Annotated in this window: 23 protein-coding genes and 1 other RNA gene; 10 read left to right on the top strand and 14 right to left on the bottom strand. The window is 37.7% G+C overall.

Annotation, left to right across the window (positions count from 1 at the left end; translation table 11 throughout):
• Positions 1-36 precede the first annotated feature (36 nt).
• The 8 genes from B0G92_RS14335 to B0G92_RS14300 all read right to left on the bottom strand — a co-directional run bounded on the left by B0G92_RS14335 (position 37) and on the right by B0G92_RS14300 (position 7,565).
• Entirely contained in the window at positions 37-1,884 is a 1,848-nt protein-coding gene (locus B0G92_RS14335) for a M61 family metallopeptidase (protein WP_101472742.1), read from the bottom strand.
• Positions 1,885-1,960: 76 nt separating this feature from the next.
• Entirely contained in the window at positions 1,961-2,899 is a 939-nt protein-coding gene (locus B0G92_RS14330) for an alpha/beta hydrolase family protein (protein ID WP_101472741.1), read from the bottom strand.
• 4 nt (positions 2,900-2,903) lie between these two features.
• Positions 2,904-3,497 carry a hypothetical protein gene (locus B0G92_RS14325; protein WP_101472740.1) on the bottom strand — a complete coding sequence of 198 codons (594 nt, stop codon included), beginning with the start codon at positions 3,495-3,497 and terminating at the stop codon, positions 2,904-2,906.
• Positions 3,494-3,775: a DUF2089 family protein gene (locus B0G92_RS14320; protein ID WP_056068548.1), complete on the bottom strand. Its 282-nt coding sequence runs from the start codon at positions 3,773-3,775 to the stop codon at positions 3,494-3,496. The genes B0G92_RS14325 and B0G92_RS14320 overlap by 4 nt, the downstream gene beginning before the upstream one ends.
• A 131-nt stretch (positions 3,776-3,906) precedes the next feature.
• Positions 3,907-4,185 (bottom strand): DUF2805 domain-containing protein, encoded by a 279-nt coding sequence (locus B0G92_RS14315; protein ID WP_056068546.1) that lies wholly within the window; start codon positions 4,183-4,185, stop codon positions 3,907-3,909.
• A gap of 92 nt (positions 4,186-4,277) precedes the next feature.
• A complete protein-coding gene (locus B0G92_RS14310; protein ID WP_101472739.1) occupies positions 4,278-5,120 on the bottom strand; it encodes a sterol desaturase family protein in 843 nt (280 codons plus the stop codon).
• A 16-nt stretch (positions 5,121-5,136) separates the two neighbouring features.
• Positions 5,137-6,486: a sensor histidine kinase gene (locus tag B0G92_RS14305; RefSeq protein ID WP_101472738.1), complete on the bottom strand. Its 1,350-nt coding sequence runs from the start codon at positions 6,484-6,486 to the stop codon at positions 5,137-5,139.
• 179 nt (positions 6,487-6,665) lie between these two features.
• Complete coding sequence (locus B0G92_RS14300; RefSeq protein ID WP_101472898.1) at positions 6,666-7,565, bottom strand: EamA family transporter; 900 nt, start codon at positions 7,563-7,565, stop codon at positions 6,666-6,668.
• 139 nt (positions 7,566-7,704) lie between these two features.
• On the opposite strand from B0G92_RS14300, the gene B0G92_RS14295 reads away from it, so the two are divergent.
• Complete coding sequence (locus B0G92_RS14295; protein ID WP_101472737.1) at positions 7,705-8,310, top strand: murein L,D-transpeptidase catalytic domain-containing protein; 606 nt, start codon at positions 7,705-7,707, stop codon at positions 8,308-8,310.
• A 234-nt stretch (positions 8,311-8,544) separates the two neighbouring features.
• On the opposite strand, the gene htpG is transcribed toward B0G92_RS14295, so the two are convergent.
• Positions 8,545-10,431 (bottom strand): molecular chaperone HtpG, encoded by a 1,887-nt coding sequence (gene htpG, locus B0G92_RS14290; RefSeq protein ID WP_101472736.1) that lies wholly within the window; start codon positions 10,429-10,431, stop codon positions 8,545-8,547.
• A 185-nt stretch (positions 10,432-10,616) separates the two neighbouring features.
• Here htpG and B0G92_RS14285 point away from each other — a divergent pair, with 185 nt between their 5' ends.
• The 5 genes from B0G92_RS14285 (at position 10,617) to B0G92_RS14265 (ending at position 18,701) form a co-directional block, all read left to right on the top strand.
• On the top strand, positions 10,617-11,093 hold the full coding sequence (locus tag B0G92_RS14285; RefSeq protein ID WP_056068536.1) for a lipocalin family protein: 477 nt from the start codon (positions 10,617-10,619) through the stop codon (positions 11,091-11,093).
• A 19-nt stretch (positions 11,094-11,112) separates the two neighbouring features.
• Complete coding sequence (locus tag B0G92_RS14280; RefSeq protein WP_056068534.1) at positions 11,113-11,808, top strand: YiaD family glycine zipper/OmpA-like lipoprotein; 696 nt, start codon at positions 11,113-11,115, stop codon at positions 11,806-11,808.
• 359 nt (positions 11,809-12,167) lie between these two features.
• The gene (locus B0G92_RS14275; protein ID WP_101472735.1) at positions 12,168-12,836 is read left to right on the top strand and encodes a TetR family transcriptional regulator C-terminal domain-containing protein; all 669 of its coding nucleotides are present in this window, start codon (positions 12,168-12,170) and stop codon (positions 12,834-12,836) included.
• 12 nt (positions 12,837-12,848) lie between these two features.
• Positions 12,849-14,162: an ABC1 kinase family protein gene (locus B0G92_RS14270; protein ID WP_101472734.1), complete on the top strand. Its 1,314-nt coding sequence runs from the start codon at positions 12,849-12,851 to the stop codon at positions 14,160-14,162.
• Between the two features lie 327 nt (positions 14,163-14,489).
• On the top strand, positions 14,490-18,701 hold the full coding sequence (locus tag B0G92_RS14265; RefSeq protein ID WP_101472733.1) for a GEVED domain-containing protein: 4,212 nt from the start codon (positions 14,490-14,492) through the stop codon (positions 18,699-18,701).
• A 76-nt stretch (positions 18,702-18,777) separates the two neighbouring features.
• Here B0G92_RS14265 and B0G92_RS14260 read toward each other — a convergent pair whose 3' ends face one another.
• The gene (locus B0G92_RS14260; RefSeq protein WP_056068527.1) at positions 18,778-19,398 is read right to left on the bottom strand and encodes a porin family protein; all 621 of its coding nucleotides are present in this window, start codon (positions 19,396-19,398) and stop codon (positions 18,778-18,780) included.
• 82 nt (positions 19,399-19,480) lie between these two features.
• Here B0G92_RS14260 and xerD point away from each other — a divergent pair, with 82 nt between their 5' ends.
• The 3 genes from xerD (at position 19,481) to B0G92_RS14245 (ending at position 22,375) form a co-directional block, all read left to right on the top strand.
• On the top strand, positions 19,481-20,380 hold the full coding sequence (xerD, locus tag B0G92_RS14255) for a site-specific tyrosine recombinase XerD (protein WP_101472732.1): 900 nt from the start codon (positions 19,481-19,483) through the stop codon (positions 20,378-20,380).
• Positions 20,381-20,466: 86 nt separating this feature from the next.
• Positions 20,467-21,990, top strand: a complete 1,524-nt coding sequence (locus tag B0G92_RS14250; RefSeq protein WP_101472731.1) for a PAS domain-containing sensor histidine kinase — start codon at positions 20,467-20,469, stop codon at positions 21,988-21,990.
• Positions 21,977-22,375: a response regulator gene (locus B0G92_RS14245; protein ID WP_056068520.1), complete on the top strand. Its 399-nt coding sequence runs from the start codon at positions 21,977-21,979 to the stop codon at positions 22,373-22,375. The genes B0G92_RS14250 and B0G92_RS14245 overlap by 14 nt, the downstream gene beginning before the upstream one ends.
• Positions 22,376-22,431: 56 nt before the next feature.
• Here the strand turns inward: B0G92_RS14245 and rny are convergent, their stop codons facing one another.
• From rny to B0G92_RS14225, 4 genes are all read right to left on the bottom strand, one after another.
• Entirely contained in the window at positions 22,432-23,997 is a 1,566-nt protein-coding gene (rny, locus tag B0G92_RS14240) for a ribonuclease Y (RefSeq protein WP_056068518.1), read from the bottom strand.
• Positions 23,998-24,047: 50 nt separating this feature from the next.
• A non-coding RNA gene (gene ssrS / locus B0G92_RS14235) (6S RNA) lies at positions 24,048-24,153 on the bottom strand.
• A 60-nt stretch (positions 24,154-24,213) separates the two neighbouring features.
• Positions 24,214-24,507 carry a cell division protein ZapA gene (locus tag B0G92_RS14230; RefSeq protein WP_056068517.1) on the bottom strand — a complete coding sequence of 98 codons (294 nt, stop codon included), beginning with the start codon at positions 24,505-24,507 and terminating at the stop codon, positions 24,214-24,216.
• A gap of 5 nt (positions 24,508-24,512) precedes the next feature.
• The gene (locus B0G92_RS14225; protein ID WP_056068515.1) at positions 24,513-24,803 is read right to left on the bottom strand and encodes a hypothetical protein; all 291 of its coding nucleotides are present in this window, start codon (positions 24,801-24,803) and stop codon (positions 24,513-24,515) included.
• Positions 24,804-24,990: 187 nt separating this feature from the next.
• Between B0G92_RS14225 and B0G92_RS14220 the strand changes: the two genes are divergently transcribed.
• Complete coding sequence (locus B0G92_RS14220; RefSeq protein WP_101472730.1) at positions 24,991-26,688, top strand: M23 family metallopeptidase; 1,698 nt, start codon at positions 24,991-24,993, stop codon at positions 26,686-26,688.
• Positions 26,689-26,696: the final 8 nt, after the last annotated feature.

The raw sequence follows: 26,696 nt of genomic DNA, 5'->3' as shown, positions 1-26,696 counted from the left end.
GATTTTAAATTGGGGATTAGTTTTATGGAATATTGATTATCCTTTCAGCCAGGCTTCTCTTAGTTTGGCCTTGCTTGCATCAGTAGCCTGATATCCTTCGATTTCTTCACTTGGAAGTTTTATAACTCCTTTTAATTGGATTTCCTTTCCGTTGCGTTTTACTTTTGCCGTGATAGGGTCATTTTCTTTCCACGTCAGACTACCCATAATCATGTCATACACATTGTCAAGGTTGTATTTTGTGCCGTTGATTTCAAGAAGTATATCGCCATCTTTTATGCCAAGGCTCTTGTAGAAATCAATATTTCCGCTGCCTGGCAGTATAAAAATTTCTTTTGTAGCCGGATTGATTGAAAAATTAGGTTCCATTCCTTTCAGAAAAGCATTTCCTGCAACCGTAGTCTTTCCTTTTGTGACACCCATTTTGGCAAAATAAACATCATAAGGAATTGGAGTTGGCCCGGCAACATAAGTGTCAAGAAACTTTCTTACTGTTGGAGAAGTCAGGGATTCAATTTTGTCAAAAAGTTCGGAATCATCAAAAGCTTTTTTAGTGCCATATTCATTTGAGAGCTTCTGCATCAGGTCAAGAATGCCTCTTTGTCCGTTACTGTCTTCGCGAATCTGTATGTCAAGACACATGGCTATCAGGGCGCCTTTTTCATAAACGTTTTGGTATTGGTCTTTGTATGGTTTTTGCAACACCATTGAACTCATTTTTGTGAATGGCATCGTGTCATCCATAGTTGAAGCGTTAGCTATTTTGGTAGCCATTCTTTCGTAGAATTCGTCTTCCGTAATTAAATCCTGGTTGACCTGGAAAAGATTTGCAAAATATTCCGTTACGCCTTCATACATCCATAAATGTTCAGACATCTTTGGTTTGTTGTAATCAAAGAATTGGATTTCCTTAGAATGGATGGTGAGCGGTGTTACAATGTGGAAGAACTCATGCGAAACAACGTCCTTAAACTGTTCAGCCAACTGTTCTTTTGGCATAGCTTCCGGCATTACTACCGTTGTTGCTGTTGGGTGTTCCAAAGCTCCAAAGCCTTTGGCATCATTTCGGGATGTGTCAGACAGATAGATAAGAACACTGTATTTTTTTGTCGAGTTGAATTTGCCTAAGAAATTCTTTTGGGCAGTCATCATGGTTTTCATTTCCGGGGTAATGCTTTCAGCGGTAACGATGCCGTTTGGAGAATAAACAGCAATCAGTATTTCCATCCCGTTTACGGTAAAAGTAGTATAATCCGGTTTGGAATACATAATCGGGTTTTCAACCAATTCGGAATATTTAGAGACGGTGAAAGTGTCTTTCGTATCTGAAGCATCCGTATCTGTCATAGATGTTGCTCCCCAAAGTGTCGCAGGATGCGCGATATTTACCTGATATGGAGTGTCAAGAAATTCTTTGAAATAGCCCACAAAGGCATGGGTATTCAGCATGATGTTTTTTCCCGCTTCAATATTGCTGCCTGCCGGAGAAAAAATATCGTGTGTTCCTTCAACATCATAAGTGTCATTTACCCAATAGGTAAGTTTTGCAAGTTTTTTTGCATCACTGATAGTCCATGAATTGTCATCTATTTTAGCAACTACCAATGAATTGCCTTTGGCGTCATAGGCTTTTACGTTTTCTAAAAATTTACCGTAATCGTCTTCAGAATAAGTTCCCGGTATTATTTTAGGGATATGGTACGTTATTTTTTCGGATTTAATCGCTGGCGGTAAAACCGTAACCATTACTTTATCGTCTTTGATACCGTTAAGGTCGATTTCTACCTGTACTTCATTTTTTGCAGTTACTGATACTACATTTTCGGAAGGTTTGCAACTCCATAACAATGCTGCAAATGCCAGTGAATAAATTATTTTTCTCATTATTTTTTTGTTTTATCCCAATAGGTTCGCCGAACTGATTTTTTGTTACAGACTCCCCGTTTTTTTTAAGAAAGAATTATATTTTTTTGAGAAAGGTAGTAATTTTTTCGATAAGTTCCGGCATTACCGGCAGGTTCGGATTGGTATAGGTAGCCATGTTTTCGGCATCGTCTCCTTTAATTTCTTTGAAAATGTGATTCATGTTTTGGATAAGAACTAATTCTGATTTGGGATTGGCTTTGTGTAGCAATTCAGCATCCTGTGTCGAAATTTGTATGTCTTTTGTACCGTTGACAATAAGAATCGGTATTTGCAGTTTTTTGATTTCTTCCTGCGGATTGTGTTTCAGCCATGAAATTATATAAGGTTGGACGCTTGCTCTGAAAAGACTTGCCAGCATTGGGTTTTTTAGCTCAAAGGTTTGTCCTTTTTTGAGAGATTCAAGGCCTTTGGCAGTTTCTTCTTTCAGCATGGGTGCCCTGCTGCTGATCTGTTCTATCAAAATTTCATCAATAGGTCTGCCGGCTCCCGCCAGCGAAATAAAGGCGTTTGCATCCGGTACGGCCGCATTCATGCCAATTAAAGAACCTTCACTGTGTCCGGCAATAACAATTTTGTTGAATTGTTTTTTTGCCTTGAAATAGCTAACGATATCTTTTACATCCTGTATTAAAATGTCAAAGCTTAATTTGGATTCGTCTATTTCTCCGGAGCGCATTTCAACAACAGGCCTTTTGTCATAATTGTAAACAGCGTAATTATTTTTGGCCAGTCCTTCTGCCAAAAATTTTAAACTGTTATTGGAAACTCCCGGCTGGTTACCATTTCTATCTGTAGGTCCCGAGCCTGCAATCAGGATGATGAGGTCTGTTTTTTTAGAGGTATTTGGAGTATAAAGAGTTCCTGGGATAAGAGCATTTACATTTATTTCTTCTGTAGAAAATTTGCTTTCCTGAGAAAAAGTGACCATTGTTGAAAATAAGACAAAGCTTAGGAAGATTATTTTTTTTATCATGATGTTAATAGTTTAGAAATGAAATAAGAATTCCGGAAATGATTTCTGCCACTAAAATGGCAAGTGCGAAATATAGTTTGTGCATGCCCGTCTTACTGTTGGTTGCTATTTTGAATCCGTTATAGAGAAGAATTACAAACCATATTAGGCAGAGTATGCTTATTATGGCGAAAAAACCAAGTACAATCATACTGATGGGAGACAGGTTCATTTCGCTGGGCATTGCTTTTGGATTGAAATTTTCAAGCAGGCTGACCGAGATATCTGAAATATAATTTCTGAAGTTGGAAAAAGTCAGCAGGTAAAAAGGAATCCGGCAGATAAGAATTGGATTTACAATATCGATTATCCTGGTTTTGGAATTGATGAGCTTTCCCACAAAAAAAAGTGTCACAAACAAGCAAACAATATTAATCAGGTTGTCAATAAATGGCTGAGCAAGTGTCACACTTTTTGTAAAATGTAAATCTATAACGCCGTCATATCTTCCGTTAAAAAGATAGGCCAGATAACTTCCGATTGCTGTGACTGCCAGCCCAAAAATAAAAAGTCTGGTTTCAGGATTTTTTTCAAAAGGGTTGAGTAGGAGTTTCTTCATTGGTTTCCGGATTTGAGTTTTTTTATTTTTTCGATAATATCGTCCAGTTTGTTCCTGACAGTTGGGTAGCTATTGCCCATCTGAACGGCCATTTCTTTAAGGCTGCCGCTGCTAAGAAAAAATTGAAGAATAAAATTCTGCTCCTCTTCAGAAAGCTGAAGATAAAAGGGTAGTGAATAGTTACCGGAAACGGTAGTCTGGCAGTTTCCGCACTTCAACTGTGATACGGAAAGTGAGTCACTGCAACTGGGGCAATGAATTGGGAGTTTTGGTGTCATGAACTAAAATTAATTTAATTAAATATTAATAAAGTTTATACAAACTTAAATAAAATTAATTTTAGTTTTTGTTTTATTGTGAGAAAAGGCAAAAAAAATATTCCACGAAGGAATATTTTTAAGTATTTATGTTAATCAAATTTATTCTTGATGTAGTATTTTCCGTCCAAATCTTCATCAAAATCATCAATCTTTGGCGGTTTTGGTTTTGGCTTGCTGGCCATTGCTTTTTTCTTCCACAGCTCAAATTTATCTGCGGTAAGTCTTTTCTTCATTATTTCGATTACATCCTTTTCGGCTAATCCTAACTCTTTTTTAATAATCTCAAAAGGATTTCTTTCTTCCAAAGCCAAGGTAACAAGCTTTTCATTTTCCTCTCGAGTCAGCTCAATGTTTTTGCCTTTTTTCATTACATGAAAATTAATTCAGATAAATAGTAATTGTACGTTTTTTAATTGTTACTCAATATTAATAAAAAAAATAATTACTTTTTCAAGCGGTCTTAAATTTTTTCTTCGGGAAGAACCTGGGGTGACCGGTGTTTTTGAAAAGGGATAGCTACTAAATTAGACAATCGGTTGTTTTCAGAAGCTTCCATGTGAGTGTCAACACCATAAACAATTTTTTCTTTCGGGAGTGTCAAAAACGTACCAAAAAGCCTGTCCCATATAGAGAAGATGTTGCCATAATTAGAGTCAGTATAAGGCAAGACATAATGATGGTGTACTTTATGCATATTAGGAGAAACGATAATGTAGCTGATGTATTTGTCAAGTTTTTCCGGAAGCGAAATATTGGCATGATTGAATTGGGAAAACACAACCGACAGTGATTGGTATAAAAAAGCAAGCCACATTGGAGCGCCTGTTATTAATACTGCTGCTGCCGTAAATACAAAACGGACAACACTTTCTCCCGGATGGTGCCTGTTTGCGGTAGTTGTATCTACCCAGGTATCCGTATGATGAATGAGGTGGAAATGCCAGAGCCAACGGGTTTTATGCTGTACAAGATGTGCCAGATAAGCCCCTATCAGGTCAAGAAGCAATAATCCTGTTAACGTGTAAAGCCATAAGGGAAGTTCCGGCAGCCATTCCAGGACTCCGAAATTATTTTTCAATGCCCATTCCGAAGCCAGAAGCAGGATAAAAGCCAAAATGAAATTTACGATTATGGTAGTCAGGGTGAAAAAGATATTGATTCCCGCATGATTCCATTTTTTATAATTAAACCGGAATAATGGAAATGCATTTTCAATCATCCAAAAGATTGCAATGCCACCAACCAATATAAGTCCTCTATGGAGTGAAGGAATGGTTGAGAAATAATCGACAATATCATTCATATCCTGCAATTTTAGTTTATGTTCCAAACATGACCGTAAATGTGGTCCCGATATTGACTTCGCTGGCTACAGTGATTTTTCCTTTCATGCTTTCGATTTGTGTTTTCGTCATAAAAAGCCCGATGCCCTTGGCTTCCGGGTGATTATGGAAAATCTGGTTCATGCCAAAAATCTTGTGACCGTTTTTGTTCAGGTCGATTCCAAGTCCGTTATCGATAACATAAAGATAAACAATATTATTTTTCCTTTCAGAACGAATTGTAATTTCCGGTGTTCTTTCCAGCGCCCTGTATTTTAAAGCATTGCTGATAAGGTTATGGAAAATGCTTTCCAGATAAATTCTGGAATAGGCTATTTCCGCTACCTCTTTAAAATCGGCCTTAATAATTGCGCCGGATTTTAGTATTTCACCTTGCAGCGATTCAATTGTCTTGGAATAAATCTGTTGGAATGACAATAGTTCTTTTTCAACTTTATTTTTTTTGATATGTAGTACTTCCATCAACTGGTTTAGCGAGTCGTTCAGGTTCTGCGCAACCTTTCTAAGCATTTCAAAAATCGTCTTATACTCTTCAATTGGGCTGTCCTTTTCAATAGTGGCAATCAAGGCTGTAATGTTTGAAGCAGGCGAACGAAGATTGTGTGAAGTAATGTTGGCGAAATCATTAAGCTGTTGGTTTTGTATGGTAAGCTCATCCATCAGATTTTCCTGAATGATTTTATCCAATAGCAGGCGTTGGGTGTTTTGTCTGATTTTTATATATGCAAAAATCAGTATTCCAAAGGTGACAAAAATAAACAAGAAGAAACGGTTGTTTCGTGCCTGTACATTTTCTTCTGTCTGGGCAAGATTGTCTGATAAGATGAGTACAGCCTGTTTTTGATAATCACGGATTGACCTTCTTATGGAGTCCATAACTTCTTTACCACGGCCTTTTTTAATCAAAGCGGCGGCTTCTTCCATGCCATATTCCCTTCGTGTCTTGATTACCATAGCGCTCACTTTTTGCTTAGATTCGATTAGCTTTTCTAACGTATCAAGTTTTTTGCTCTGGTATTCATCGGTTTCGTTCATAGAACGAAGTGAATCAATCCAGATTTCAAGATTTTTATGGCCGTGGTTGTATACTTCCAGATAGTTTTCATCTCCGGTAATCGTATAGCCGCGTGCTCCTGTTTCGATATCGATAGTGCTGGAAAGCACTTTTTCAAGAACGCTGTTGATGTTGCTCGTATGGTTAACAATCATCCTGTTTTGCTTTACAGATTGTGAACGGCTGTGAATGGAGTAGGCAAGAATTGCAAAAGAAGCGACAATAACAATGAAGGTTATGTCAATAGTGGTTTTTAGAGATATTTTTCCCATTAGTATTTTGCGGTATTATTTGTTTTGGGGCGCCTTTTCAGGACAATGCAAAGTAATGCAATTATTTTTTTGTATACGTTTAAAAATAAAGCAAGGTTTTTGGAATGCAGGAAATCTGATAAACAATAAAAAAAAACTGCCCGAAATCCGGGCAGTTTATGAAAATAATAAAATTATAATTAAGATTTTTGTTTCCTGAATTTGACATTCATAATGACAATGGCGAGGATAATAAGTACAATGCCCACCCATTGCAGAAATACGACTTCTTCATTAAGCAGAAAGAAGGCCATAAGCACGGAAACAGGAAGTTCGAGTGAAGAAACAATACTTCCTAATCCAATGCCTGTAAGCGGAAATCCTGCATTTAAAAGCATTGGAGGTATGATAGTTCCAAATAGAGAAAGTACGATTCCCCATTTTAAGAAAATGCTCGTATCAAAAGGTGTGTTTTGGGTAATCAGTGCAAACGTAAGTACAATGATTCCGCCTCCCAAAAGCATATAAAGGCTTCTTTGTGCCGATGAAATTCCAACAGCAATTCTGTTAGCCGTAAACATAGTAGTTGTAAAAGAAGCCGCGGCCATTAATCCCCAGGCAATTCCGCGCCAGTCTAAGTCTGCTTCAGTATTGATAAGGTTTGTGGCCAAAGCTGTGCCAATCAATACAATAACAACCGCAACAATCTTTGTAGCAGAAGGAAGCTTTTTTTCAAGAAACATTTCTAAAAGAACACCCATCCAGACGGTCTGCATGAGCAATACGATTCCTATAGAAACAGGAATGTAACGAACGGCAAGATAATAAAAGATACTGGTCAACCCGGTAGATGTACCGGCAATCATCAAATGTGTGATGTTCTTTTTGGAGGCTTTAATCACCACGTTGTCTTTTCTCGATTTTTGAAAAGCATTGATGAGAAGTATCCCTATAATTCCGAACAAAAACTGCGATGAAGTGACTTCGGCTGTTGTATAGCCTTCGCCATAAGCCATCTTTACAAAAGTGGCCAGCATTCCATAACTTGTAGCGCCTAAGCCTACAAGAAGAACTCCTTTTAGTACTCTATTTCCTAACATTTTTTCATTTTTAAAAAGCGGGCAAAGATAAGGCATAGTTTTTTTGCAAATGCTTTTTTGTCATTAAATAATACTATTTTAACAGGATTATAGTTAATAAGTAATAGCCAATAGCTGTATTAAAATCCATTAGAATAGTATGATTCAAAGAACCCTCCTGTTTGTGTCCTTATACTTAATTAGTTGTGGTGAAGGACCTGCTGCTGTTAAGAACAATAAAAAACGCGACTATGCGACATTCCACAAGGAAGCAAAGGCATTTTGTAAAAAAGAGAAATTTAACGAAGACTATTATTTTCTGGTCGATCTGAGTGTTCATTCCGGTAAAAACAGATTTTACATTTATGATTTCAAAACCGGTAAAATTAGTGATGAAAAACTTGTGACACATGGAAGTTGCGACGCAGGTCAGGTAAACGATACCAAATGGGAGAAGGTGAAATTCAGCAATAAAGACAATAGCCACTGCTCGTCAAAAGGAAAATACAAGATAGGGAAGAGAGATTCCAGTACCTGGGGCATCAAGATAAAATATTGGCTGCATGGATTGGAAGAAACAAACAGCAATGCAGTAGACAGGATAATTGTGCTGCATTCCTGGAGTGCCATTTCCAATACGGAAATCTTCCCGAAATATACACCCCTGAGTTGGGGCTGTCCGGCGGTATCGGATGATTTTATGAAAGTTCTTGATAAAAAGCTTCAAAAAACAAACAAGCCGGTACTGTTATGGATTATTGATTGAGTGACAAGTGATTAATAAAAAAACCTGCGAAAATCTCGCAGGTTTTTTTTAAAGTTAGATAGCAGGTGGTAGATAGCAGATAGCAGGTGGCAGATGATAGAGAAGAGACAATAGATGATAGAAAATTCAGAGAAACAGAAATCTGCAGTCTCAAATCTTAAATCTTAAACCTACAATCTTGAATCTGCAATCTTAAATCTGCAATCTTAAATCTGCAATCTCAAATCCCAAATCTTACTTAATCAACTCAAAGCTTCTCTTTACAAAAGCAGTCAGTTCTTCACCTTTTAATAGGTTTTGAGACAGTTTTGCCAAATCAAGTGCTTGTTTAACCAAGGCTTCCTGATGTGACTTGTCTTTAGAATTCAATATGTTGGAAGCCAATTCATGGTTGGTGTTAACCACCAGATTGTACATTTCCGGCATGTTGCCCATTCCAAACATACCGCCACCTCCGGTCTGGCTCATTTCTTTCATACGGCGAAGAAATTCGGGTTGTGTAATCACAAATGGCGCCGACTGGCTGTCTAACGCTTCCAATTGGATAGAATATTTCTTATCCGAAATAACGCCCTCCAGTTCGGTTTTAAGCTTTTCTTTTTCCTCATCAGAAAGTTTGGAAATCGTTTCTTCTTCTTTCTTGATTAGGTTATTAATATGGTCGGCATCAACACGCGCAAATGTCAGCTTTTCATTATCAGCCTCCAATTTTTGGATAAGGTGTGAAATGATTGGCGAATCCAAAAGCAATACTTCATAGCCTTTGGCCTGAGCTTCGGCTATATAACTGTGCTGAGCATCTGTGTTAGAAGCATATAAAATGACAAGATTGCCATTTTTGTCGGTTTGCGTTTCTTTTGTTTTCTCTTTTAATTCCTCCAGCGTATAATATTTGCCGTCAACGGTTGGATATAATGCAAATGCGCCTGCTTTTTCGTAAAACTTAGGCTCAGACAGCATTCCGTATTCCAATACAATTTTGATATCGTTCCATTTTTGCTCAAAATCTTCACGGTTTTCAGTAAAAAGTGATTTTAGCTTGTCGGCTACTTTTCGGGTAATGTAATTGGAAATCTTTTTCACGGCACCGTCAGCTTGCAGGTACGAACGTGAAACGTTTAACGGGATATCCGGAGAATCGATAACTCCTTTCAGCATGGTCAGGAATTCAGGCACGATTCCTTCTACATTGTCGGTTACGAAAACCTGATTCTGATACAGTTGGATTTTGTCTTTTTGTATCTGCAGGTCGCCTGTCATTTTTGGGAAATACAGAATACCGGTCAGGTTAAAAGGATAATCAACATTCAAATGGATATTGAAAAGCGGTTCTTCAAACTGCATCGGATACAATTCTCTGTAGAAATTCTTATAATCTTCATCCGTAAGGTCAGACGGTTGTTTGGTCCATGCCGGATTAGGATTATTGATGATGTTATCCACTTCAATAGTCTCGGCTACATAATCATCCGGAGCATTTTCCGGTTTTGGAAGCGTTTCAGTTCTTGTTCCGAATTTAATTGGAACAGGCATAAATTTGTTGTATTTCTGCAACAATCCTGAAATTCTTCCTTCTTCAAGAAATTCGAGAGAATCTTCTGCAATATGCAGTATGATTTCGGTTCCGCGTGAAGTTTTGTCGGATGGTTCCAATGTAAATTCAGGACTTCCGTCACACGTCCAATGAGCAGCCGGTTCGTCTTTATAGGATTTAGTAATGATTTCAACTTTTTCTGCTACCATAAATGCAGAATAGAAACCAAGACCAAAATGTCCAATAATTCCTGAATCTTTGGCAGAATCTTTATATTTTTCAAGAAATTCCTCCGCCCCGGAGAAAGCCACCTGGTTGATGTACTTTTCTACTTCTTCTGCCGTCATACCCAAGCCCTGGTCAATAATATGGATTTTCTTGCCATCCTTGTCAACCTTTACCTCGATAATCGGATTTCCATATTCTACTTTTGCCTCGCCAATATTAGCAAGATGCTTTAGTTTTAAAGTAGCGTCTGTAGCATTGGAAACCAACTCACGTAAGAAAATTTCATGGTCGCTGTATAAGAACTTTTTGATAAGCGGGAAAATGTTTTCTACCGAAACATTAATTTTTCCTGTTGTCATAAACTATTGATATTAATATTGTTAATTATTTTCGGTATTATTATTTTCAAATAGAATACCAAATATTATTAAAATGACAAATTGGCTGAATTGTTAATTTTAAGATAATAAAATTGAAATTTTAACATTTCAAAATCAATCCATTGTATATTTGTAGTGTAAATAAACTTTAAAAATACCAATCTATGAAAAAATTAATCTTATTTGGAGTTTTTGCATTACTATTTGCATCGTGTAAAACTTCATCAATAACTAACACAAAGACGGATAGGTCTTCACAGGTTGCAATTAAAGGAAACTGGGTTATCAGTTCTGTTAGTTATCCCGGTTCTGAATACATTAAAGTAAATTCCTTTCAGCTTGCCGATTCGCAATGTTTTGTAGGAAGTACGTGGAAATTCATTTCAAACAACAACAAGGGAGAAATGGCATTGACCAAAATGGGATGTCCTGCATTTAGCTCACCAATTACGTGGTTTGTCAACAAAGACGGACAATTTGTCCTAAAAGTTCTTGATGCGGGTGAAAAAGCAAAAAGAGTTAGAGATGGTTATGTATTAGGCGTAGCTAACCAGTCAGAAAACTCATTCCAGTTGATTGACAAAATTGACGTAGGTGGAAAACTGACAGATGTTGTATATCAATTCACAAAAGTAAACTAATCCAAAAACAATAATCGATATGAAAAGAATTGGAATATATTCATTAGCATGTTTATTTGCTATAGGTACGTTTTTTACAGGCTGTGAGTCTGCAAAAAATATGAATAATACTCAAAAAGGAGCCGGTATTGGTGCTGCGGCAGGTGCTGTAATTGGTGGTATTTTGGGTAACAATATAGGTAAAGGCGGTAATACTGCTTTAGGTGCTGTTCTTGGAGGTGTTGTTGGTGGAACCGTTGGAGGTGTTATTGGGAACAAGATGGACAAACAGGCCAGAGAAATTGATAATGCGCTTCCGGGAGCCGAAGTAGAAAGAGTAGGAGAAGGAATCAAATTGACATTAAATGAAAATGCGGTGCGTTTTGATACTAACAAATCAACTCTGACAGCTACGGCTAAAGCGAATCTGGATAAACTGGTTACTGTGTTTAATTCTTATCCTGATACTAACATTCAGATATACGGATATACAGACAGTACTGGTCCGGCTGACTATAACCTGAAATTGTCTGGTGAAAGAGCAGCTTCTGTAAAGAATTATTTGGTTAGCAAAGGTATCAATGCTTCCCGATTCAATACAACAGGTTTAGGAATTGCTGACCCAATCGCAACAAACGATACTCCTGAAGGAAGGTCTCAAAACCGTCGTGTTGAATTTGCAATTACGGCAAATGAGAAAATGGTACAGGATGCCCAAAAAGAAGTGAAAAACTAAATTATACAATAATATAGTTGCTAAGGCCGTCTGAAAAGACGGCCTTTTTTTGTGCCTATAAATAAAGTTTAAATCCGTGATGTTCTTAGCGTCTTAGCGTAAAAGTAATTGCTCGCAAAGCCGCAGTTTTTTTGGATGCTCTTTCGCTATACATAAACTTCTGTAATCTGTGTAATCACTCTAATCTGCGGCTAAATAAAAAACAACCAAAATTCACTTTTTCAAATTGACACAAAATTCTCAATAGTGGTTTCTAGAGTTTTAGTTCAAATTTTTTGAAAGATATTTAACAGATGTTTATATGTTTCAGAAATAATTGAAATGTACCTTTACTGTACAATCTAAAAAAGAGGTTTATCATGGCAACAGCAAAGAATTCAAAGTCAAAAAAACAGCTAATTGATGACGACAAGCTAATTGAAATGTATATGAATACTGTTCTCGAAAAAAATGAAGCTCCCAAAAACGTCTATCTTTTTTGCAAAGAAAACACCGTTGAAGAAGCTGATTTTTACTCCTTCTTTAATTCACTGGATGCACTGAAAGAAACAATTTGGGTCAAATTTTTTGAAAATACTATAAATACCTTACATAAGGATACAAATTATGCAGGTTATGAAAACAGAAACAAGCTATTGTCGCTGTATTTTACATTCTTTGAAATCTTAACCTTAAACAGGACGTATGTCTATTATGCCCTGAAGGATAATAAGGAATGGCTTCGTAATCTCAAACAATTGACATCGCTACGAAACCATTTTAAGGATTATATCGTAGATATATTAAAATCTGCTGAAACTGAAAAAGACAGCAAGATTAAAAAAGTCACGACACCTTTGTTTTCTGAAGGAGCCTGGCTTCAGTTCTTATTCATATTGAAGTTTTGGCTGGACGACAGGTCAAAGGGATTTGAGAAAACGGATGTTATGATTGAGAAAGCCGTAAAGGCCACTTTTGATATTTTGGATACCACACCGTTGGAAAGCCTGTTTGACCTGGGTAAGTTCATTTGGAAAGAAAGAGTATAAGTTGAGGACGAGATGAAGACATTAGATAAAATACCCGTAAATAAAATTGAAAGGGCAGGCCAACTGGTAAAGACCGGAATCAAAGTAGGAGGTAATTATATAGCCTATTATGGTGAAAAAATTGTCAATCCGTCCCTGACAAAAGAAAAGCTGAATGAAAATAATGCCGAAGATATCTATGACGGATTGAAAAACTTAAAAGGCAGTGCTTTAAAAGTAGCCCAAATGCTAAGCATGGATAAAAATATCATGCCGCGGGCTTATGTAGAAAAATTTTCACTGGCACAATTTTCAGTTCCACCCTTGTCAGCACCCTTGGTCAGAAAGACGTTCAAAAAATACCTGGGCATGTTTCCCGAAGAAATATACGATTCCTTTACGGCCGATTCTGTAAATGCAGCAAGCATTGGACAAGTCCATAAAGCAACCAAAAACGGAAAAAATTTGGCTGTAAAAATCCAGTATCCGGGAGTGGCAGACAGTATTAGTTCTGATTTGGCTATAGTCAAGCCTTTTGCCATCAAGATGTTTAACCTTCAGGGGAAGGATTCTGAACGCTATTTTAAGGAAGTCGAAAACAAGTTGTTAGAAGAGACCGATTATGAACTGGAATTAAGACAAGGTGTTGCCATAGCAGAGGCGTGCAGCGGGATTGCCAATCTGAAATTCCCGAAATACTATCCGGAATTGTCTTCTAAAAAGATTATTACGATGGATTGGATGGACGGTGAACACTTGTCTGAATTTGTAGCCCACAATGAAAACAGGGCAAAAGGCGATAGCATTGGCCAAGCTCTATGGGACTTTTATATGTTCCAGATGCATCAGTTAAGACAGGTTCATGCAGACCCGCATCCGGGCAATTTTTTAATTGATAAGGAAGGAAACCTGATAGCGATTGATTTTGGTTGCATAAAACAGGTGCCGGAAGATTTTTATATACCGTATTTTGAATTGGCCCGACCTGAAATTATGGATAATCAAAAGCTTTTCCTTGAGAAATTATATGAGCTGGAGATTTTACGCAAAGATGATACGGATGAAGAAGTAGCCTATTTTTCAGAACTATTCAACAGGCTTTTGCGTTTGTTTACAAAACCCTATCAAACGGATGCTTTTGATTTTTCTGACGAAGCCTTTTTTGGTGAGATGGCGCAGCTTAGCGAAGAATACAGCAAAGATTCAAAGCTTAGAAAAATGAATGGCAATAGAGGGTCAAAACACTTTTTGTACATCAACAGGACTTTCTTCGGATTGTACAGCCTGTTGCATGATTTGAAAGCAAGAATCAGTACAGAAAATTATAAAAAATACATGAAAGATTAATTTTTGTTTTTAATGGTTGGTTAGGTTGTAAGAGCGGTTTTCATACGTGAAAATCGCTCTTATTTTTTATGAAAAAATGTAACTTTTTATCACCCTAATGTGTTGATTAGATGATTTTAATAACAAAAAGAAAGATTAAACTTACTTTTTTTATTCTTTTTCTCTCCCATAATTAAAAAAACTTATCAACACAAAGAGTCAAATATTGTAGTTCGACGATACGGAAATGTAGTTAGTCGTCATTATTCTTAAAATACTTTTCCTAGTCTGAAATTATGTTAAAACAATTTGGTTTTATCATAAATTTCGATGTTAAACCCCTAGACTATGAAAAATAATTACAAAAATTTATCAAATGATGAATTTGGAAGCATTCCCCGTGCAAAAATTCTTCAATTGATTTTGATGCTGTTTGTCTCTTTGACAGCATATGAAAGTTTTGGACAGGTTAGTGCTTATACTTTTTCCCAATCGTCCGGCACTTATACTTCTCTACCAACATCAACTGTAGTGCATGCTTCAGGTTGGGATGATAATGTAGCTTCCGTAACTATTCCATTTACTTTTACATTTAACGGAACTGGCTATACTTCATGTTCTGTAAATTCAAACGGTTATGTGACTTTTGGAGGAACGGCATCCGGAACGACAGATTATAATCCTATTTCACAGGGAAATGCCTATTCAGGAGCTGTTAGCGCCTTAGGAGGAGATTTAACATCCAACAGTTCAACCATTGTTTATGGAACTACCGGTTCGAGCCCAAACAGGGTATTTGTAGTTCAATGGAATAATACGAGGCGATACAGTGCTGGTATAATAAATGGAGATTTTAATTTTCAGATACGATTGTATGAAACCACCAACGTTGTTGAAATGAGATATGGCAACTGTACTCCCGCGACCAATACTAATTTTAATGTTCAGGTTGGATTGAGAGGTGCAACCAATGGCGATTTCAATAACAGGCTTTTACAGACAAATGGCCTCGATTGGTATAATAATACGACAGCTGGAACACTAAACACGCATGCTTGCAGAACCAGAAATAATACTTATCCATCATTAGGGACAACTTTCACATGGACACCACCACCGGTATGTTCTGGTGCCCCTGCAGCTTCAACAACTGTAAGTTCTGCAAATCCGGTTTGTTCTGGTGCTAATTTTACACTGTCCCTTGGAACTACCTATACTGGAACAGGAATAACCTATCAATGGCAAAGTGCAGATAATGCTTCGTTTACTACAGGGTTGACAAATCTTGGTACATCCAGTACACAGATAGTTAGCCAGACTTCCAATAAATATTATAGGGCAAGAATAACTTGTAGCGGCAATACTACGATTTCAACACCGCTTTTAGTGTCTACTACACTTTGTTATTGCCCAACCATATCCACAAGCAATAATGAATATATTTCCAGGGTTGTTTCAGGCGGATTTTCAAATACGAGTACGCAGTCAAACTATGCTAATTATACAGGGTTGGGTTCAATTGCTTCTGTAATGCAGGGAACAGCTACCTCGACCATTAGAGTGACAACTGCTAACGGACATGTTAATGATGGTATTTATCTTTTTGCCGATTGGAATCAGGATGGCGATTTTGGTGATACGGGTGAAGTTGTGACAGGCCCGATTGCCGCATCTGGAAGCGGTACTTACACTCTGACCGTTACAGTACCGGCCGGTGCAACTCTTGGTACAACCCGAATCAGAATAAAATTATCTCGTAATGCAAATAATAATCCTTGCCAGGCTACATTCGCCAATGGCGAAGTAGAAGATTATCTAATTACCGTAATTCAGTCATGTTCGCATACGGTTACGGCTACTCCGGGAAGAAGTTGCGGACCGGGAACGGTAACCTTAACAGCTATAGGCGGCACCGGAACTACAGAATACAGGTGGTATGAATATATAAGCAGCGGAAGTCCGGTTGCGGTTACACCAACAGGCTCGTTTGTGACACCATCATTAAGTGTTACAAAAACCTATTATGTAACAGCCTATAACGGCGTTTGTGAAAGTCCGAGATTTCCTGTCAACGCTTTTGTATATCCTGCTCCTTCATCATCTGTAACCCCGGCTGCCGCGAGTTTGTGCGATGGGGTAATTGAACTGGTAGCAACAGGAAGCAATTCCGGAACTACAGATACGCTTTTCTACGAAGACTTTGAAGTGTCTACATCTACGTTAATGATGTTACAGGATTATGGCTCATCAACTTATGGATACTGGTATATTGAAGAAAGCCCTAGCGAATATGTCAGTTATGAAACGGTGAATTCAGGAAGCAGTTTTGGAGCCATTGATTCTAATTACGACAATAATGGTTTCTCAAATAATGCTCTGACTATGAGTGCAGCAATCAATACTTATAATTACACCTCGCTCGCACTTAGTTTCAGACAATATTACAGATATTACAATTTTGATGCCCCAGACAGGGCTATTATAGAAGTAAATACAGATGGTGATTTGGATGGTGTCTGGACGGCCATACAAACCTATACCAGTACTCAGGGCACAGCGACCAACTTCGCTACGGTTAATATTAACCTTTCAGCTTACATAAATCAGCCTAACCTGAGAGTCCGCTTCAGGTATTATTCAGGCTGGAATTATGGCTGGAATGTTGACGATATCAGAATTACAGGAACTTCAGTTCCTTCCCCTGTAGCATGGACTCCAATTGCCGGACTGTATACTGATTCCGCTTTAACAATTCCTTACACAGGTGGAAATATTGCAACGGTGTATGCCTATCCGGATGCAGCCCAAACCTATACAGCCACTGTAACAAACGGTTCAGGATGCCAGGCAACCGATACGGCAGTTATTTCCGGAAGTTCTAACATTTGGAACGGGACATCCTGGAGTTCGGGAACAGCACCGGTAGCCGGAACCGAAAAGATAATCTTTAACGGAAATTATAGCTCTACAGGCGATATTTCAGGATGCCTGCTTCAGGTAAACAGCGGTAATGTGGTAATTAATGCAGACAATACCGTTACTGTTGCAAATCAGGTGAGAATAAATCCTGCGGCTACATTCACATTGGAAGATACAGCCAGCCTTCTGCAAACTGCGGGAACAACCAATACCAATATTGGCATCATCAGGTCAAAACGCAGAACGCAACCGGTAAAAAGGCTCGATTTTACATATTGGTCTTCTCCTGTTGCCGGACAAACATTGTATAATTTGTCGCCAGCAACAATGGCAGATAAATATTATAGCTGGAATCCGGTCAGCCAGGCATGGGTGACGCACATGAATGGAAATGTAACCATGACAGATGCAAAAGGTTATATTGTGAGAGCGCCTCAGAGCTTTTCTACTACATCGGCAGTACAATACGAGGCCATTTTTCAAGGAGTGCCGAATAATGGCGATATCAGTATTCCGGTTTATGGAAACACCAGCACTTTGCCGGCAGATTATAAGTGGAACCTGATAGGTAATCCGTATCCGTCAGCAGTAGATTTGGACGAATTTCTTTCTTATGCCAACAATGTTGCTGCATTAGATGGGACAATCTATTTGTGGACGCACAATTCAGCGCCAAGTAATGCCGTTCCGGGTGACCAAACCTATAATTATACAGCAAATGACTATGCAACTTACAATTTGTCCGGAGGTGTGGCCACATCACCGGCAACTCCTGACCCTTTAAATCCTGAAATCAGCGATAACTTCAACGGAGCTATACCAACGAAACATTTGGCTTCAGGACAGGCATTTTTTGTGAGAGGTCTTGGAAATCTTCCCGCAAGATTTACCAATGATATGCGAATTCAGGATGAAAACAACCGATTCTTCAGAAATATGAATCCTGTTAAACGGAATGCTGCCAACTCAGGAATTGAAAAAAACAGGTTCTGGCTCAATCTTAGAAATAATCAGGGTGCTTTTAACCAAACACTGGTTGGATATATAGAAGGTGCTACCAATGGTTTGGACAGAGGTTTTGACGGTAGTCTTTTTGGAGGTAATCATGTTACTATTTATTCTATAAACGATTCACAAAAACTGGCAATACAGGGACGTGCACTTCCTTTTGATAATTCAGATGTGGTTAATTTAGGAATCAAAACTACCATTGCCGGAGCCTTTACCATCAGCCTGGATATGCTGGACGGACTGTTTGTAAATCAGGATATTTACTTGAAAGATAATCTTCAGAACGCTATCCATAATCTCAAATCAGGGCCTTACAGCTTTACGACAGGGATAGGAACATTTGAAAACCGATTCCAGATAGTTTACAGAAATGAGGCTTTGGGAATACCGGAATTTAATCCAGAAAGTATCGTAATCTATAAAAAAGATAAGGATGTTGTTGTTACCTCCGGAACGGCAACCATAGAAGGAGTAAAGGTTTTTGACATTCAGGGAAGATTATTGTTTGACGGACAGAAAATCAATGCTTCTGAAAAAGTAATCAAGAGCCTGCCTCCAACAGACCAGGTATTGATTGTTCAGGTTGTCACAACAGTGGGAATACGAATTTCCCGGAAAATACTTTATTAGAACTGTACCCGCATTCAATAGAAACAGCCTTTGAGAAATTTTCCCAAAGGCTGTTTTGTTTGTAATTTGAGTCAGATTAGAATTTAAATCCTAAACCAACCTGGAATACGGAATTTTTTGCGTCGGTATCCTTAATAACCTCATTAAAACTATGGTTGTATCTACCGTTGATGAATAAACCCCCGTCAAACTGGAAGGTAAGTCCGGCTGCCAAACTCATGTCAAAATCATTGACCTCGTCTAGCTCTTCTCCGGCGTTTCCATCATTATTGTCCAGGTCGATTTTTTCGTTAATCTTAAATCCGAACTGCGGACCGGCTTCGATACTAAATCCTTTCACGATATAAAGCTTTGCCAATATAGGAACATTAATATAGTCCAATTGGTACTCAGCAGTATAATTGTTTCCTAAAAAGGAATAATCCCTTTCAAAACCTTGTCGCGAATAAATCACCTCCGGCTGGATAGAGAAGGAATCATCAATAAGCGGAATTTCGGCTATGGCACCCACATAAAAACTTGTTCTTGCGTCAGGGCCTTCGTCAAAATCACCTTTTGTAACTGTAGAATAATTTAAACCGGCTTTTACTCCAAATCCTGCCTCATTAAATGAACCTGAAGATTGTGTAGTTTGCGCATAAGTTGCCATCCCGGCAAGTAATAACACATTAGTCGAAATAATTTTTAATAGCTTCATAATTAAATTATTTTTGTTAGTTCTTATGTTAAATTACGACATTTATTATGCCAGCATAGTACTATTAACATAACTTTGACAGATGGCAAATTGGGCAACTTACATTAAAAATTTTCAGTCTTTCCTGAAGATAGAAAGAGGATTGTCACAAAATACGATTGACAATTATACTTTTGATATTGAAAAGATGGTTTTTTATTTATCTGAAAATCAGATAAATGAAAGCCCTGTTTCGGTTTCTGATGAAACGATACAGCAATTTATTTATGAAGTTTCTAAAACCATAAATCCCCGCTCGCAAGCCAGGATAATTTCCGGATTAAGGAGTTTTTTCAATTATATGATTTTTGAAGATTACAGAAATGATAATCCGATGGAACTTGTGGAAATCCCCAAAATAGGACGAAAACTCCCCGATACTTTGTCTACAGATGAAATAGATAAAATTATTGGTGCCATTGAACTCAATACAGACCAGGGCGAAAGAAACCGCGCCATGTTGGAAACCCTGTATGGCTGTGGTCTTAGGGTTTCAGAATTGATATCGCTGCGTATTTCCGATTTGTTCTTTGAAGAAGGATTTATAAAAGTAAAAGGGAAAGGCGACAAGCAGCGTTTCGTGCCTATTGGAAATCTTACACAAAAATATATCGACATATACAAAACGACTGTACGGTCACATCTCGATATTCAAAAAGGACATGAAGACACGCTGTTTCTTAACAGGAGAGGTAAACAGCTTACCCGGGCGATGGTTTTTACGATAATCAAAGACCTGGCGGTAAAAATAAATCTTAAAAAGACAATCAGTCCGCATACCTTCAGGCATTCTTTTGCCACACATCTTCTTGAAAATGGTGCCGATCTGCGTTCCATCCAACTCATGCTCGGACATGAATCAATTACCACAACAGAAATCTATGTCCACCTCGACAGAAGGCATCTTACCGATGTTATGAATGCATTTCATCCAAGAAAATAACCGTTAAACGATTTTGTGTTTTTCTAAGGAAGATTTGACATTTTGGTGTATACTTTTGTTGCACCTAACCAATATGTTAACCCTTAATGGCGTTCGAGAATTACGTTAATTCAAATGAATCGTACACTTCGAATCAATTTTATGAAAAACTTCTGAGAGAAATCCCGGATTTGATTTTTCAGTTTAAAATTGAGAAAGACAACACTTACAGCATGCCGTTTGTAAGTCATTCCGCCATGGAAATTTATGGTTTTGACAAAGACTTTCTGGAGCACGATGCCGGTCCGATCATCACGGAACGCATTCTTAAAGAGGATGTGAAAGGATTTTTAAAATCAGTACTTAAATCAAGGGATACATTAACAAGATGGAACCATGAATACAGGGTTCAGCTTCCAAAAAAAGGAGTCCGTTGGCTGAAAGGTTCAGCCAAACCGGAAGCCATGAAAGATGGAAGTGTTGTGTTTTATGGCCGCATTACCGATATAACGGCAAATAAGGAACAGGAGTTGAGGTTAGTATTATCAGAAAAACGCTTTGAATTTGCACTGGAAGCTTCTATGGGAGGTGTCTGGGATTGGAATCTTGTAAACAATACTGTTTTCTATTCCGAACAATCCATGAAGATTTTGGATTTGGATGAAGCCGAAGGAATTAATTCTTTTGAAAATTGCATTTCTAAAGTACATCCTGACGACCAGAAAGAATATCTGACCGATATCGACATGCACCTCAAAGGAATAACAGATGTATACGAAAACCTGCATAGGGTTAAAGGCAGAAAAGGAACCTATAAATGGATTCTTGACCGTGGTAAAGTAATCGAACGCGACAAATCAGGCAAGCCGTTAAGAATTATAGGAACGCATACGGATATTTCTTCACAGAAGGAGAGAGAAGACGAGCTGAAAAAGACACTGGATATTGTGAGTGAACAAAACAGCAGGCTCTTGAATTTTGCCCATATCGTTTCGCATAATCTGCGCTCGCATGCCGGAAATTTTACCATGCTTTTGGATTTGGTAGATGATATTCAGGATTCCGGTGAAAGGGAGGAAACCTTACAACATTTAAGAACTATTTCTAATGATTTGACCCAAACAATCGAACATTTGAATGAATTGGTCAACATACACACCGAAATAAAAATTGCTCGCGAAAACTTAAATCTTCATGAGTTTTTTCAACGAACTTTAAATGTTTTGAGCGAGAAGATAAACAAACATGACGTAAAAATTATCAGTCTGATTCCGGATGATGTTCAAATCAATTACAACCCGGCTTATCTGGAAAGCATACTTTTGAATTTTACAACCAATGCAATAAAATATTCCCATCCGGACAGGAGATTGGAAATTACCTACCAGCTTACTTATGAAAAAGGTAAAAAGGTATTGACGATTTCTGACAACGGGCTTGGTATAGATTTGGAAAAATATAAAGATTCGCTTTTTGGAATGTATAAAACATTTCACCAGCATCCGGATTCCAGAGGAATTGGCCTTTTCATTACAAAAAATCAGGTAGAGGCTATGGGAGGTAAAATAGAAGTTAAGAGTAAAGTAGGAGAAGGTACCGCATTTAAAATATATTTTAATGAAAAAGTTTAATGATGTTTTTGTAGTTGATGATGATAAAGTTTATCATTTTATATTAAAAAATTTACTGAAGAGAAATAATATTGAAGTCAACTCAAGATTTTTCGAAAACGGTCACGATGCGATAGAAGGCCTGAAGGAAAATTCTAAAAACGGTACTACACTCCCGGATTTGATTCTTTTGGATATCAATATGCCGGTTATGGACGGATGGCAGTTTCTGGAAGAGTTTCGAAAAATAAAAGGTTCGCTGAATAAAGAAACCGTAATCTATATGGTGAGTTCCTCCAACAGTCCTTTTGATTTGGATAAGGCAAAAGATTTTCCTAATGAAATAAAAGACTATTTCCTGAAGCCTGTCTGTCTGGAAGACATCTGCAGAATATTTTTAAACTAAATACTTATAAAAAAAAGCTCCTCATTTGAGGAGCTTTTTTTATGTCTGATTGTTATTTATTTTGCAATATTTACGGCTCTGGTTTCTCTGATAACCGTAATTTTTACTTGTCCCGGATAGGTCATTTCTGTCTGAATCTTTTGCGAGATATCGAAAGACAGGTTGGCTGCATTATCGTCAGAAACTTTTTCGCTTTCTACAATAACACGAAGCTCTCTACCAGCCTGAATGGCATAAGCACTTTTTACTCCCTGGAATCCGTAAGCAATATCTTCAAGGTCTTTTAATCTCTGGATGTAGGAATCAAGAACCTGTCTTCTGGCTCCTGGTCTGGCTCCTGAAATAGCGTCACAAACCTGAACGATAGGAGATAGAAGCGATTTCATCTCGATTTCATCGTGGTGGGCTCCAATAGCATTGCATACTTCTTCTTTCTCACCATATTTTTCAGCCCACTGCATACCCAATAAAGCGTGTGGAAGGTCGCTTTCCGTATCCGGCACTTTCCCTATATCGTGTAATAATCCGGCTCTTTTTGCCAGTTTTACGTTCAAGCCCAATTCTGCTGCCATGATTCCACAAAGTTTGGAAACCTCGCGGGAGTGTTGCAACAGGTTTTGACCGTAAGAAGAACGGTATTTCATTCTACCTACAACTTTAATCAATTCAGGGTGCAATCCGTGGATTCCTAAGTCAATTACGGTACGTTTACCAACTTCAATAATTTCATCGTCAATCTGTTTGGCTGTTTTAGCAACAACTTCTTCGATTCTTGCCGGATGAATACGGCCGTCGGTTACTAATTTATGTAATGCCAAACGGGCAATTTCTCTACGAACAGGGTCAAAGCAGGAAAGGATGATTGCTTCTGGAGTATCATCAACAATAATTTCAACTCCGGTAGCAGCTTCCAAGGCCCTGATGTTTCTACCTTCACGGCCAATAATTCTACCTTTTACGTCATCAGACTCAATGTTGAAGACAGAAACGCAGTTTTCCACCGCTTCTTCTGTACCCACTCTTTGGATAGTATTAATAATGATTTTTTTAGCTTCCTGTTGTGCTGTAAGCTTAGCCTCTTCAAGGGTTTCCTGAATATAAGACATGGCACCACTTTTGGCTTCGGCTCTAAGGCTTTCAACCAATTGGTTTTTGGCTTCTTCGGCAGATAATCCGGAAATAACTTCCAATTGCTCTACCTGGCTTTTGTGCAGACGGTCTACTTCGGCCTGTCTCTTCTCAAGAGTCTCGATTCTGTTAGAATAATCGTTGATTTTTGCCTCAAGGTCTTCTGTCGCTTTTTTAGTTTTTGCCAACTCGTTAGAAACCTGAGATTCCTTGTCTCTTGTTCTTTTTTCTGCTTCTGCTATTTTCTTGTCTCTTGCCAGAATCACCTGTTCGTGCTCTGCCTTAAGTTCAATAAATTTTTCTTTTGCTTGCAGTATTTTGTGCTGTTTGTTGGTTTCTGCTTCTGCTTTGGCATCCTTTAAAATAGATGCGGCTTCTTTTTTGGCATTTTTTATTAAGTTGGAAACGTTGCTCCTCTCCATGATTTTTGCAACTGCAAAACCTACCGCGATGCCTACGATTCCTGAAATAATTATAACTAATGTACTGTCCATGTTTGTTGAATGTTTATATATAAAAAAAGCCTACATTAGGTTGCTTGTATAAACTCGTTAAGACAAGTTTTGAGCTAACTCGCTGTTCAAGGATCTGCTCGGGGCAGCTTGCTTTAGTAGCGACGATTTGCTCATTCTAATTTGTTAGTGTTGAGTTTATCAAATATGAACTAATGTAGGCAGTATTTTTAGTCTATGTTAAAGAACGTCTTTTTATTATTTGTCGAGATAACTTGCTAGCAGGTCATTAATCTTTTTCAGTCTTTCATTGGCCTCAACATTGTCTGCTGAAGAATCAATTTGTTTTTGCTCCAATTGTGATGCGAATTGCAGGGCACACATGGCCAAAACATCCTGTTTGTCACGAACAGCATAATTTTCTTCGAATTGCTTTATCATCATATCAATCTTTTTAGAAGCGCTTCGCAGTCCTTCTTCCTGTGACATGTCTACTGTTAAAGGATAGACCCTGTCTGCGATTGATATTTTAATTTTAAGCTTTTCGTCCATAATTATTAATCAGAAAGCTGTGCTATACAGTAATCAATTTCACGGATTAATGAATTTATCTTAAGCTTTGTATCTCTTTTATTTTCTTCACTGCCTAGTAATGAATTCGCCATTCTGAGCGTCTCCTGCTGCGTTTTTAATGTTTCAATCTCTTTCGATTGCTTCTGCATCACGACTGCGGCTCTATCCAATTCCTGCTGCAATTCACGCGATGTTTTTTCCAAACCCTCAATTTTTGCGATAAGTTTTTCAAGCCTGCTTTCAAGAGTATCAATGATTTGCGCAATTTCACTCATCGGGGTCAATATTCATTACATAATTTACAAAGTTACTATTCCTAATTAAATATTGCAATATTTTTCCTTAAATTCTCTTTTTTACTGTAGCTTTTCATGTAATAATTTGTGAAGTAGGGAGTTATAATTTTCGGTTTTTCTTCCCGGTTTAATTAGTCTTTTTTTTATATTAGCAAAAACCTTTACTATGCGATTTAGCCTGTTATTTTTACTGTTTACAATTTCGGTTTTTGGCCAGAATGACTATCCAAAAGATTATTTCCGTTCGCCTTTGGACATACCGCTTTATTTATCCGGGACTTTTGGAGAATTAAGAGGAAATCACTTTCATACGGGTCTTGATTTTAAAACACAGCAAAAAGAAGGATTGAATGTGTATGCCGCGGCAGACGGGTACGTATCGCGTATTAAAATCTCTACCTGGGGCTACGGAAAAGCAATATATATCACACATCCTAATGGCTACACCACGGTTTACGGGCATCTTCAAAAAGCGTCTCCTGTAATTGAAGCCTATATCAAAAAGAAGCAGTATGAACAAAAATCGTTTGAAGTAGAAATGTTTCCTGCAGAAAATGAGCTTGTGGTGAAAAAAGGTGATATAATTGCATTGTCCGGAAATTCCGGTGGATCTGGTGGGCCGCACCTGCATTTTGAATTTCGGGATTCCAAAACCGAAAAAATAATCAATCCGATGCTTTTTGGATTTGATATACAGATAAAAGATACAAAACCGCCGGTTATCAACAGCCTGGTCGTTTATCCTATTGGCGATAGTTCCAGTGTTAACCAGATACAAAAACCTATCGAACTCAACCTTTCGCAACAAAAAGACGGAAGTTATATTGCCGAGAAGCTTATGGCTAAAGGAAAAATAGGATTTGGTGTCAATACTTATGACCTTTTTGATAACAGCTATAACAAAAATGGCGTATTTAAAGTGGAAGGTTTGTGCAATGGAAAACCTTTCTTCGGCTATCAGTTTGACACTTTTGCTTTTGACGAAGGTCGTTACATTAACGCGCTGATTGATTATCCAAGATACAAGAGAACCGGACAGCGTGTACAGAAGCTCTTTATGGTAGAACCTTATCTTTTAAGTATTATTACTTCTAACAATACCTATGGGATGATTGATGTTGTTCCAAACCTGTATCAGAATTTTCAGGTGGAAGTTTCAGATTTTAATAAAAACAAAAGCGTCATCAATATCCCGATTGAATATTCTGCATTGCCTGTAAAAGTAGCTAAAGAAGAAAAACGTTCCGGGTTTCTTTTAAAGTCAAGAAAAGACAACAGCTATACTAAGGATAATGTAACGGTTTTTATTCCTGCCGGTACTTTCTATGAAGATTTTTATATTGATTTTGATGTAAAAGATTCCATACTGTACCTTCACAACGAAACCGTTCCGGTACATAACAATATGACCATTACGTTTGAGGATAAGGTTTCATCCGAAGCTGATAAGTCAAAGATGTTTATAGCGTCAAAACAAGGCAAACGCCTCGGGTTTAATAAAACCACAAGAAAAGGAAATGTTTTTACAACATATACTAAAGATTTAGGACAATTCGTTTTAGCAAAGGACACGATTGCTCCCAAAATCAGCAATCCTAATTTTGTTGAAGGAAAATGGATTAGTAAGCAGCCATTTTTGGAAATCTATATTTCGGATAATATGTCTGGTATAGCAGAATATAACGGATATCTGAACGGAAAATGGATTCTGTTGGAATACGATTACAAAACCAGAAAACTTTCCTATAATTTTGAAGACAATATTTCTGACGAAGGAAGAAATGATTTAAAAATAGTTGTGTCTGATAATATGGGAAATTCTGCTACCTTTGAGTCGCATTTTTTTAGAAGTCAACAACAATAAAAAAGTAT

The sequence above is a fragment of the Flavobacterium lindanitolerans genome (assembly GCF_002846575.1).
Taxonomy (GTDB): domain Bacteria; phylum Bacteroidota; class Bacteroidia; order Flavobacteriales; family Flavobacteriaceae; genus Flavobacterium; species Flavobacterium lindanitolerans.
Note: the sequence above shows the minus strand (reverse complement) of the source record. Positions and strands in the feature narration are given on the sequence as shown.